Source organism: Enterobacter sp. MGH 4, from assembly GCF_000534735.1.
In the GTDB taxonomy this organism is placed as follows: domain Bacteria; phylum Pseudomonadota; class Gammaproteobacteria; order Enterobacterales; family Enterobacteriaceae; genus Enterobacter; species Enterobacter intestinihominis.
The window spans coordinates 177162-188757 of record NZ_KI973298.1 but is presented as its reverse complement, the minus strand read 5'-3'; the positions used below and the strand labels follow the sequence as shown (position 1 = coordinate 188757).

At 56.1% G+C, this 11596-nt stretch carries 9 protein-coding genes; 2 read left to right on the top strand and 7 right to left on the bottom strand.

The annotated features are described in order from the left end of the window. Positions 1 to 268 precede the first annotated feature (268 nt). From hemG to pepQ, 4 genes are read right to left on the bottom strand one after another with little or no spacing between them, the layout of a single operon-like run. Entirely contained in the window at positions 269 to 814 is a 546-nt protein-coding gene (gene hemG / locus L350_RS00905) for a menaquinone-dependent protoporphyrinogen IX dehydrogenase (RefSeq protein WP_023298846.1), read from the bottom strand. Between the two features lie 10 nt (positions 815 to 824). After that, positions 825 to 2276, bottom strand: a complete 1452-nt coding sequence (gene trkH / locus L350_RS00910) for a Trk system potassium transporter TrkH (protein WP_022649737.1) — start codon at positions 2274 to 2276, stop codon at positions 825 to 827. 41 nt (positions 2277 to 2317) lie between these two features. Continuing rightward, positions 2318 to 2932: an IMPACT family protein gene (locus L350_RS00915; RefSeq protein WP_015572737.1), complete on the bottom strand. Its 615-nt coding sequence runs from the start codon at positions 2930 to 2932 to the stop codon at positions 2318 to 2320. After that, positions 2932 to 4263, bottom strand: a complete 1332-nt coding sequence (pepQ, locus tag L350_RS00920) for a Xaa-Pro dipeptidase (protein WP_022649738.1) — start codon at positions 4261 to 4263, stop codon at positions 2932 to 2934. Before pepQ ends, L350_RS00915 begins: the two co-directional genes overlap by 1 nt. A gap of 190 nt (positions 4264 to 4453) precedes the next feature. Here pepQ and fadB point away from each other — a divergent pair, with 190 nt between their 5' ends. Beyond that, complete coding sequence (gene fadB, locus L350_RS00925) at positions 4454 to 6643, top strand: fatty acid oxidation complex subunit alpha FadB (RefSeq protein WP_023307160.1); 2190 nt, start codon at positions 4454 to 4456, stop codon at positions 6641 to 6643. Between the two features lie 9 nt (positions 6644 to 6652). Next, positions 6653 to 7816, top strand: a complete 1164-nt coding sequence (gene fadA, locus L350_RS00930; protein WP_000416981.1) for an acetyl-CoA C-acyltransferase FadA — start codon at positions 6653 to 6655, stop codon at positions 7814 to 7816. A 189-nt stretch (positions 7817 to 8005) separates the two neighbouring features. On the opposite strand, the gene glyS is transcribed toward fadA, so the two are convergent. The 3 genes from glyS to L350_RS00945 form a co-directional block, all read right to left on the bottom strand. Next, positions 8006 to 10075: a glycine--tRNA ligase subunit beta gene (gene glyS / locus L350_RS00935; RefSeq protein WP_022649741.1), complete on the bottom strand. Its 2070-nt coding sequence runs from the start codon at positions 10073 to 10075 to the stop codon at positions 8006 to 8008. A 9-nt stretch (positions 10076 to 10084) separates the two neighbouring features. Continuing rightward, on the bottom strand, positions 10085 to 10996 hold the full coding sequence (gene glyQ, locus L350_RS00940; RefSeq protein WP_003860141.1) for a glycine--tRNA ligase subunit alpha: 912 nt from the start codon (positions 10994 to 10996) through the stop codon (positions 10085 to 10087). Positions 10997 to 11156: 160 nt separating this feature from the next. Beyond that, a complete protein-coding gene (locus L350_RS00945; RefSeq protein ID WP_022649742.1) occupies positions 11157 to 11462 on the bottom strand; it encodes a YsaB family lipoprotein in 306 nt (101 codons plus the stop codon). Between the last annotated feature and the right edge of the window lie 134 nt (positions 11463 to 11596).

Genomic DNA, 11596 nt, shown 5'->3' with positions numbered 1-11596 from the left:
TTAAGAATCCATGTCACTTTGAGTGCCCACACAGATTGTCTGATAAATTGTTAAAGAGCAGTGCCGCTACGTTTTCGCTGCGGCGCGGGGTGTGCATATTACGCTTTCCCGCTTCAGAGTCAAGCGTTTATTTTGCTTTTCTCTGCTGACCCGGCGGCGTGTGTGCCGTTGTTCCGTGTCAGTGGAGGCGCATTATAGGGAGTTCTTCTGAAGTGACAAGCACTAAATACAAAAAACTTTTCGTTCGCTCACTTTTCAAACTCAACGCTTATTTAACCCGCGAATCGTCCGTTAAACGTGCAATTTCACGGGCAAAACTGGCCACTTGATCCCAGTCGGTATAAACCACTTCTTTACGCGTATCCGTTTCCCCGCCCGTCATCTTCATGATCAGGCGGATCATAAAGCGGTCATACCAGCGGTAACGCGGGTAACGCAGCGCGCCCGCAAAGACAGAACAGATATCGGGCTGCCATGGCGAGCTCAGCAAAAACTTGCGCGTATAGCTGTTAGTCTGTGGTGTACGCTTCTCTGCTTTACGGGCAACCAGGTTGACCGAGTAAAACGCGCCGGGCAGCTTAGCGAGCTCCGCCGTATGCTTTTTCACAAAGCGATCCAGCGCCGGATGGAAATGACCGTAACGAATTGAAGCGCCAATGACCACACGGTCGTAATCCTGCCAGGCAAGCTGTTCAGTGCGATTCAGGTTCACCACATCAGAATAAATGCCCAGCTCTTTGAGTTCAGAAGCCAGATATGAAGCAATCTCACGCGTTTGCCCATCACGCGTTGAGAAAAGAATTAACGTTTTCACCAATGTCTCCTTACTCACGCCAGAATGTTGGGGTAAACAGCACCAGCAGCGTAAAGACCTCAAGACGACCAAACAGCATATTGGCGATTAAGATCCACTTTGCCACCGGGTTCATACTGGCGAAATTATCCGCCACGACACCCAGCCCCGGCCCCAGGTTGTTTAACGTTGCCACCACAGAGGCGAAGGCAGAGAAATCATCCACGCCCGTGGCGATAATCGCCAGCATACTGACAATAAAGACCAGCGCATAAGCGGAGAAGAATCCCCACACCGCTTCGAGGATACGCTCCGGCAGTGCACGATTGCCCAGCTTGATGCTGTAAACCGCATTCGGGTGGACGAGACGTTTAAGTTCACGGTTCCCCTGCTTGAACAGCAGCAGAATACGGATCACCTTCAGGCCGCCGCCCGTCGACCCGGCACAGCCGCCGATAAACGCAGAGCACAACAGCAGCACCGGCAGGAACAGCGGCCAACGCGCAATACTGTCCGTGGTGAAACCGGCGGTTGTCGCCATCGATACCACCTGGAAGAAGGCCTGGTTCAGGGTCGTGACCGCCGAGTTATAGACATCGTGGAACCACAGTACCAGGGTACAGATGATCACCAGGGTCAACTGGACGCCAATAAACATCCGGAATTCCGGGTCGCGCCAGTACACCTTCAGGCTCCGGCCGCTAAGCAACGAGAAGTGTAGACCGTAGTTACAGCCTGAGATCAGCAAAAAGATGGCAATGATGGTATTGATCGTCGGGCTGTCGAAGTACCCAACGCTGGCATCGTGGGTGGAGAACCCGCCGATAGCGATAGTGGCAAAGCTGTGCCCGATGGCATCAAACGCAGGCATCCCGGCAAACCACAGCGCCAGCGCGCAGGCCACCGTCAGCAGGACATAAATAAGCCAAAGGGTTTTCGCCGTCTCCGCAATACGCGGGCGCATCTTGTTATCTTTCAACGGGCCAGGCATTTCAGCCCGGTAAAGCTGCATCCCCCCGACGCCCAGAATCGGCAGGATAGCCACCGCCAGCACGATGATCCCCATACCGCCGAACCACTGGAGCATCTGCCGGTAAAAGAGAATTGCATGCGGGAGTGAATCCAGCCCCACAAGCGTGGTGGCCCCGGTGGTCGTTAATCCGGAGAACGATTCAAAAAACGCATCCGTGACGGTGAGATTCGGTTGTTCAGAGAAGATAAACGGCAGTGCACCCACGCTTCCCAGTACCGTCCAGAACAGGACCACGATCAGAAAACCCTCCCGGGATTTCAGTTCACCTTTCTCACGGCGGTTTGGCCACCACAGCAGGGAGCCAATCGTCAGCGCGACAAAAAAGGTTTGCGTAAATGCACGCCCCGCGCCGTCCCGGTAGATGAGCGCCACCAGTCCGGGAATGATCATTGTCCCGGAGAAAAGTATGACCAGCAATCCAACGATTCGGGTAATGGCACGAAAATGCATCTCTGCCGCTTCCTTAGGTATTCAAAATTGTGAGGTGGGGATTATTCTTCAATCGGCAGTAATTGCAATGAACCGCGACTAAAATCAGCGAGTTTTGCTGAAAAAGCAGCCAGTTCCGCCTGAGGAAGCGCCACGCGTAATTGCACCATTGCCTGATAATCACTGTGTGCGATGACGCCGTTAAACTGTTTAAGCAGTGCTTCGATACCCGATAGCTGGGCGTAATCGCATAACAAAGTATATTCCGTAAGTGGCGTTTTGCGGGTTGTTATCAGCAGATTAAGCGCCTGCTGGACACCCCCTCCGTAGGCCTTAACCAGCCCTCCGGTGCCTAACAAAATGCCCCCGTAGTAGCGGACCACGACGGCGGTGATTTCACCCACGCCGCTGCCCATCAACTGGGATAGCATCGGTTTTCCGGCCGTACCCGCCGGTTCACCGTCGTCAGAAAACCCGAGCTGCTGTGAGTCGTCTGGCGGCCCTGCGACCCACGCCACACAGTGATGGCGGGCATCGGGGTGCTGCGCGCGGACGGACTCGACGAACGCCTTCGCCGCCTCCACGCCGTCAGTATGCGCCAACAGCGTGATAAAGCGGCTTTTCTTGATTTCCTCAACAAAGGTGACCGGCTCGGCCGGTATCAGCCAGCTTTCCATCAGGCCAGCTTCAGATCTCGCGTCATGTTCTCAATGCTGTTCTCGTGAATAACCACGTTATCCTCGATACGAATGCCGCCAAACGGCTTCAGCGCTTCAATTTTCTCCCAGTTGAAGTGCTTGCTGAACTGCCCTTCCCGCCACGGCGCCAGCAGGGATTCAATAAAGTAGATGCCCGGCTCAATGGTCAATACCATACGCGGCGCCAGAACGCGGGTGCAGCGCAGATAAGGATATTTAGACGGTGCCGCCAGGTGCGTACCGGTATCATCCTGCATAAAGCCCGCGACGTCATGAACCTGTAAACCCAGCGGGTGGCCGATACCGTGCGGCATAAATGGCCCGGTCAGATCGTTCTCAACCATCGCCTCTTCGCTCATGTCTTTGACAATCTGATGCTTACGCAGCAGTTTAGCGATGCGCTGATGGAACTGGATGTGATAATCCACGTAGCTGGTTCCGGCCTTCATGGTGCCAATCAGCGCCAGCTGTTCGTCGTTCACGTCTTTGATCAATTGCGCAAAATCAGTATCCGCATTCGCCGCCCAGGTACGGGTCAGGTCTGCCGCATAGCCATTGTACTCAGCCCCCGCGTCCAGCAGGAAGCTGCGCATCTCAGCCGGAACCTGATGATCCAGTTTGGTGTAGTGCAGAACCGAGGCATGTTCATTCAGCGCCACGATGTTGCTGTACGGCACGTCGGTATCGCGGTGGCCGGTCGCCGTCAGGTAGGCCTGATTGATATCGAACTCGCTCATACCGGACTGGAACGCTTCGTGCGCCGCACGGTGGCCATTCACCGCCGTTTTTTGCGCTTCACGCATGCAGTAAAGTTCGTAGTCGGTCTTGTAGGCGCGATAGTAGTGCAGATAATCCAGCACGCCTTTCGGGTTGAGTTTATCTGCCGGAATATCCAGACCCAGCGCACGCTCAGGAACCGGACCAATGTAGCCGATGTTCCCACGCGCCGCTGGCAACTGGCTGCCAATGCCGTCTGCTTTTGGCAGCGCAATCACGTCAATTTCTTCGGTCCAGAATGAGGTCGGCAGCGGCTCCACGTTGTGCCAGTAATCGACCGGCAGGTAGAACCACAGTTTCGGCTTGTTCACGCCATCCACCAGCAGCCAGCAATTTGGAACCTGCGTGACAGGCACCCAGGCTTTAAACTGCGGGTTAACCTTGAAGGGATAAGCGTGGTCATCAAGAAAAGTATTCATCAACTCGCCGGAGTGGATCAGCAGGGCATCCAGCTTGAAGCGGGCCAGTACATCGCGGGTACGTTCCTGTAGGGTAACGATATGATTTTTATAAAGCGAAGCCAGTGAGTCCATCATTCTTCCTTTCGTTTTTTTGACCTCAAGTCATCGCATCTTAGCACACCTCACTCCGGCTGCGTGATTTCCACCGACCGTGATCAGCGCAGCAATTTCTTAATGACTAATTTGCATTTTATTAACATAAATTCCACACTCCGTTTCATCTGGTATGACCAGATCCAATTGCTGGATTCAGGAGACCGACATGCTCTACAAAGGCGACACCCTGTACGTAGACTGGCTGGAAGATGGCATTGCCGAACTGGTGTTCGATGCCCCCGGCTCAGTGAACAAGCTTGATACCGCGACGGTGGCCAGTCTTGGCCAGGCGCTGGATGTACTTGAAAAGCAATCAGATTTGAAAGGGCTGCTGCTGCGCTCCAACAAAGCGGCCTTTATCGTTGGCGCGGATATCACCGAATTCCTGTCGCTGTTCCTGGTGCCCGAAGAACAGCTGAGCCAGTGGCTGCACTTTGCGAACAGCGTCTTTAATCGTCTGGAAGATCTGCCTGTCCCGACCCTTTCTGCCGTTAACGGTTACGCGCTGGGCGGCGGCTGCGAATGCGTGTTAGCCACTGATTACCGTCTGGCGACCCCAGACCTGCGCATCGGCCTGCCGGAAACCAAACTGGGCATTATGCCGGGCTTTGGTGGCTCGGTGCGTATGCCGCGCATGTTGGGTGCCGACAGCGCGCTGGAAATCATTGCCGCAGGTAAAGATGTCGGCGCGGAACAGGCGCAGAAAATCGGTCTGGTGGACGGCGTGGTTAAGCCTGAAAAACTGATTGAAGGCGCTGTCGCCATACTGCGTCAGGCGATTAACGGCGATCTCGACTGGAAAGCCAAACGTCAGCCAAAGCTGGAGCCGTTGAAGCTCAGCAAAATTGAAGCCACCATGAGCTTCACCATCGCCAAGGGCATGGTGATGCAGACGGCGGGTAAACACTACCCGGCGCCGATCACGGCGGTGAAAACCATTGAAGCGGCAGCCCGTCTGGGCCGTGATGAAGCCCTGAAGCTGGAAAACCAGAGCTTTGTCCCGCTGGCGCACACCAACGAAGCCCGCGCGCTGGTTGGTATCTTCCTTAACGATCAGTTTGTGAAGGGCAAAGCCAAACAACTCACCAAAAACGTTGAAACGCCAAAACACGCGGCGGTACTCGGCGCGGGCATTATGGGTGGCGGCATCGCCTACCAGTCTGCCTGGAAAGGCGTGCCGGTAGTGATGAAAGACATCAACGAGAAATCCCTGACGCTGGGCATGACCGAAGCGGCCAAGCTGCTGAATAAACAGCTTGAGCGCGGCAAAATTGACGGTCTGAAGCTTGCAGGCGTGATCTCCACCATCCAGCCAGTACTGGAATACAGCGGTTTCGACCGTGTGGACGTGGTGGTTGAAGCGGTCGTCGAGAACCCGAAAGTGAAAAAAGCGGTGCTGGCCGAAACCGAAGACAAGGTACGTCCGGAAACCGTGCTGGCCTCTAACACCTCCACCATTCCTATCAGCGAACTGGCGAGCGTGCTGAAGCGTCCGGAAAACTTCTGCGGGATGCACTTCTTTAACCCGGTGCATCGCATGCCGCTGGTCGAAGTGATCCGTGGGGAAAAAACCTCCGACGAAACCATCGCCAAAGTGGTGGCGTGGGCGAGCAAGATGGGCAAAACGCCAATCGTCGTTAACGACTGCCCGGGCTTCTTCGTTAACCGCGTGCTGTTCCCGTACTTCGCCGGTTTCAGCCAGCTGCTGCGCGACGGCGCAGACTTCCGCAAAATCGACAAAGTGATGGAAAAACAGTTCGGCTGGCCGATGGGCCCGGCGTACCTGCTGGACGTTGTCGGCATCGACACTGCCCATCACGCGCAGGCGGTGATGGCGGCGGGCTTCCCGCAGCGCATGCAGAAAGATTATCGCGACGCCATTGACGCCCTGTTCGACGCCAACCGCTTTGGGCAGAAAAACGGTCTGGGCTTCTGGCGCTATAAAGAAGACAGCAAAGGCAAACCGAAGAAAGAAGAAGATCCGGCGGTGGATGGCCTGCTGGCCGACGTCAGTCAGCCAAAACGCGACTTCACTGACGATGAGATCATCGCCCGGATGATGATCCCGATGATCAACGAAGTGGTGCGTTGCCTCGAAGAAGGCATTATCGCCAGCCCGGCAGAAGCGGATATGGCGCTGGTGTACGGCCTCGGCTTCCCTCCGTTCCACGGCGGCGCGTTCCGTTGGCTGGATACGCTCGGCAGCGCTCGCTATCTCGATATGGCTCAGCAATATCAGCACCTCGGTCCGCTTTATGAGGTGCCGGAAGGTCTGCGTAACAAAGCGCGCCATAACGAACCCTACTATCCAGCAGTTGAGCCAGCCCGTCCGGTTGGCACGCTGAAAACGGCTTAAGGAGTCACAATGGAAAAGGTTGTCATTGTTGATGCAATTCGCACCCCGATGGGCCGTTCAAAAGGCGGTGCATTCCGTAACGTGCGTGCGGAAGATCTCTCGGCGCACCTGATGCGTAGCCTGCTGGCGCGTAACCCGGCGCTGGACCCTGCTGCGCTGGACGATATTTACTGGGGCTGCGTCCAGCAGACGCTGGAGCAGGGTTTCAACATCGCCCGTAACGCGTCTCTGCTGGCGGAGATCCCGCATTCGGTTCCGGCGGTCACCGTCAACCGTCTTTGCGGTTCGTCGATGCAGGCGCTGCACGACGCGGCACGGATGATCATGACCGGCGATGCGCAGGCCTGTCTGGTGGGCGGCGTGGAGCACATGGGCCACGTGCCGATGAGCCACGGGGTCGATTTCCATCCAGGCATGAGCCGTAACGTGGCGAAAGCCGCCGGTATGATGGGCCTGACCGCCGAGATGCTCTCCCGTCTGCACGGCATCAGCCGTGAAATGCAGGATGCCTTTGCCGCGCGCTCGCATGCCCGCGCCTGGGCCGCCACGCAGTCTGGTGCCTTTAAGAATGAGATCATCCCAACGGGCGGTCACGACGCAGACGGCGTACTGAAGCAGTTCAGCTACGACGAAGTTATCCGTCCTGAAACCACTGTTGAAGCGCTTTCTACCCTGCGTCCGGCGTTTGATCCGGTCACCGGTACGGTCACGGCGGGCACCTCGTCTGCCCTGTCCGACGGTGCCGCCGCCATGTTAGTGATGAGCGAAAGCCGCGCCCGCGAATTAGGCCTGACGCCACGCGCCCGCGTGCGTTCGATGGCAGTCGTGGGCTGCGATCCTTCCATCATGGGTTACGGTCCGGTCCCGGCGTCAAAACTGGCGCTGAAAAAAGCGGGGCTGAGCGCAAGTGATATCGACCTCTTTGAGATGAACGAAGCGTTCGCCGCGCAGATCCTGCCGTGCATTAAAGATCTGGGGCTGATGGATCAGATCGACGAGAAGATTAACCTCAATGGCGGCGCGATCGCCCTCGGTCACCCGCTGGGCTGCTCCGGGGCGCGTATCAGCACCACGCTGATCAACCTGATGGAACGCAAAGATGCCCAGTTCGGACTGGCGACGATGTGTATCGGCTTGGGTCAGGGGATCGCGACGGTGTTTGAGAGAGTGTAAATGTAAATAAGGAAAAGTATCTTAAAGCCAATGACGTCAGAACAAGGCGGCAAGCGAGCGAATCCCGATGAGCTTACATTAGTAAGTGATTCGGGTGAACGAGCGCAGCCAACGCAGTTATGGCGCCATTGGCGAAGAGAGACAGTTTAGTTGCCGTTCTTCCCGCCTGTCAGGGGCGGGTTTTTTACATTATTGCAGCAGCGAAATATCCGCCACGCGCAGGAACAGCTCACGCAGTTTCTCAAGCATAGAGAGACGGTTAATACGCAGCTCTTTATCTTCCACGTTCACCATCACCTTCTCGAAGAAGGCATCGATGACGTCACGTAGCTCCGCCAGCTCCACCAGTGCTTCCTGGTAGCGACCTTCCGCGAAATACGGCTCCAGCTTGTCGCGCAGCACCACAACCTGCATCGCCAGAGAAATCTCTTCCGGCTCTTTCAGGGTTGCAGCGTTTACGCGTTCGTTCAGCGTCTCGTCGGATTTCGCGAGGATGTTGGATACACGCTTGTTGGCCGCGGCCAGCGCAGACGCCGCTTCCAGCGTACGGAAGTGGGATACCGCCTTCATACGCGCATCGAAATCTGCCGGACGGGTCGGACGACGCGCCAGCACCGCCTGAATGGTATCAACGGAGTAACCTTCGTCCTGATACCACGCACGGAAACGACCGAGCATAAAGTCGATAACATCATCCACAACCTTCGCGTTGGTCAGCTTATCGCCGTACAGACGGACCGCTTCTTCGGTCAGCGTTTGCAGATCGAGATTGAGGTTCTTCTCTACGATGATGCGCAGCACGCCCAGCGCAGCACGACGCAGCGCAAACGGGTCTTTGTCGCCTTTCGGATGCTGACCGATACCGAAGATACCCGCCAGGGTGTCCATCTTATCGGCAATCGCCACGGCGCAGGCAACCGGGTTAGACGGCAGATCGTCACCGGCAAAGCGCGGCTGATACTGCTCGTTCAGGGCCACAGCCACGTCTTCCGCTTCGCCGTCATGACGCGCGTAGTGCATGCCCATCACGCCCTGGGTGTCGGTAAATTCGAACACCATGTTGGTCATCAGGTCGCACTTGGAGAGCAGGCCCGCGCGGGTAGCGTGGTTAACGTCGGCGCCAATTTCACGGGCAATCCAGCCGGACAGCTCCGCGATACGGTCAGTCTTGTCGCGCAGCGTACCCAGCTGCTGCTGGAACAGTACGGTTTGCAGACGCGGCAGGTTATCTTCCAGACGTTTTTTACGGTCGGTGTTGAAGAAGAACTCGGCGTCTGCCAGACGTGGACGCACCACTTTCTCGTTACCGGAGATAATCTGGCTCGGATCTTTCGATTCGATGTTCGCGACGAAGATGAAGTTTGGCAGCAGCTGGCCGTCGTTGGCGTAAACCGGGAAGTACTTTTGGTCACCCTTCATGGTGTACACCAGCGCTTCAGCCGGAACGGCCAGGAATTTCTCTTCGAATTTCGCGGTCAGCACAACCGGCCATTCGACCAGAGAGGTCACTTCTTCCAGAAGGCTATCGCTCAGATCGGCATTACCGCCAATTTTGCGCGCCGCTTCTTCGGCGTCAGCTTTGATTTTGGCTTTACGCTGTTCGTAGTCAGCAATGACCTTACCGCGCTCCAGCAGGATCTGCGGGTACTGATCAGCATTGTCGATGGTGAACTCCGGCTCGCCCATAAAGCGGTGGCCGCGGATCACGCGATCGGACGCCACGCCCAGAATGGTCGCCGGAATAACGGTATCGCCCAGCAGCAGGGTCACGGTGTGAACCGGACGCACAAAGTGAACGTCAGACGCGCCCCAGCGCATCAGCTTAGGAATCGGCAGCTTAGCCAGCGAGGTCGCAATCATATCTGGCAGCAGCGCTTCCGCGCTTTCGCCTTTCACATGGGCACGATACAGCAGCCATTCACCTTTGTCGGTGGTCAGACGTTCGGCCTGATCGACGGTGATACCGCAGCCGCGCGCCCAGCCTTCAGCCGCTTTGCTCGGCTTGCCTTCCGCGTCGAACGCCTGGGCAATGGCCGGGCCACGTTTTTCAACTTCGCGATCCGGCTGAGACGCCGCCAGATTTGCCACTTTCAGCGCCAGACGACGCGGTGCAGCAAACCACTCAATTTTACCGTGCGCCAGGCCAGCGTTATCCAGCTCAGCAGTGACGTTCGCAGCGAAAGATTCAGCCAGGCTGCGCAGGGCTTTTGGTGGCAGCTCTTCAGTGCCGATTTCCACCAGGAAAGTTTTCTCAGACATGGCCGCCTCTTATTTGTTTCGGTTGCACATCGGGAAGCCAAGGGCTTCACGGGACGCGTAGTAAGCTTCAGCAACGGCTTTGGTCAGGGTACGAATACGCAGAATGTAGCGCTGACGTTCAGTCACGGAGATCGCTTTGCGGGCATCCAGCAGGTTGAAGCTGTGGGCAGCCTTCAGAATACGCTCGTAGGCAGGCAGAGGCAGCGGAGTCTCCAGCGCCAGCAGCTGCTGGGCTTCTTTCTCGTACTGCTCGAAGCAGGTGAACAGGAAGTCCACGTCCGCGTATTCGAAGTTATAGGTGGATTGCTCCACTTCGTTCTGATGGAACACGTCGCCGTAGGTGGTTTTACCCAGCGGGCCGTCGCTCCAGACCAGGTCGTAAACGCTGTCTACGCCCTGAATGTACATGGCCAGACGTTCCAGACCATAGGTGATTTCGCCGGTGATCGGTTTACATTCCAGACCGCCAACCTGCTGGAAGTAGGTGAACTGGGTCACTTCCATGCCGTTCAGCCACACTTCCCAACCCAGACCCCAGGCACCCAGCGTTGGGTTTTCCCAGTTATCTTCCACGAAACGAATGTCGTGAATGGTCGGATCCATACCCAGCTCTTTCAGTGACCCGAGGTACAGTTCCTGAATGTTGTCGGGTGATGGCTTAATCACCACCTGGAACTGATAGTAGTGCTGCAAACGGTTCGGGTTTTCGCCGTAACGGCCATCGGTCGGACGACGGGATGGCTGAACATAGGCGGTCGCCATCGGCTCTGGCCCTAACGCGCGCAGGCTGGTCATCGGGTGTGAGGTGCCTGCGCCAACTTCCATGTCCAAAGGTTGAACAATGGTGCAGCCCTGACGAGCCCAGTAATCCTGTAAGGTCAGGATCAGGCCCTGGAAGGTCTTGGTATCAAACTTTTGCATAGTATTTCGTGCTGGATACGTGTGGTTTTAAATGGAAGGGATCAGTATACCCGCTGGCTGCAAGATATACAGTACGAAACGGGGTTGTTTAGGGAAAATTGGGGAATAAGCCCTACAGCCAGAACCTGCGAAGGCTCTGGTTGCTGCTTATACGAGCAATTTAGCGCATTGAGAGATGTAAAAACTGGCCGTCTGCATCAAAAGAGCAGACAAAGCCCTCTTTACGCGCCGTATAGCCTTTCAGTTCATAGCTGCCCTGAAAGCGCTCGAAGCCGTTAATATGAATTTTCTGTGCTTCGGAATTATAGCGGTGAGCCGCCTGATCCCTGCACAGCTGTTCCATATTCAGGGAACGCTCCGGGCTCATTTTCCCCTGCTGCGCTTTTTGGACTGGAGCCTCCTGAGAAGCACTGCACCCTGCTAATAAAAGCAGCAGAAAGAGTGACGCCCCACGCTTCATCATCATTTTTATTACCGCCCTGGTCAGTGGCTGTTATTTTTAGTAGCAACACGTTTATAGATTAATGTTCAACATTCTGCGAATCTCGCCAGCTCCCGACAAGACAGCCTGGCTAAACTCAGAATTTTCCAAGGGAAAAG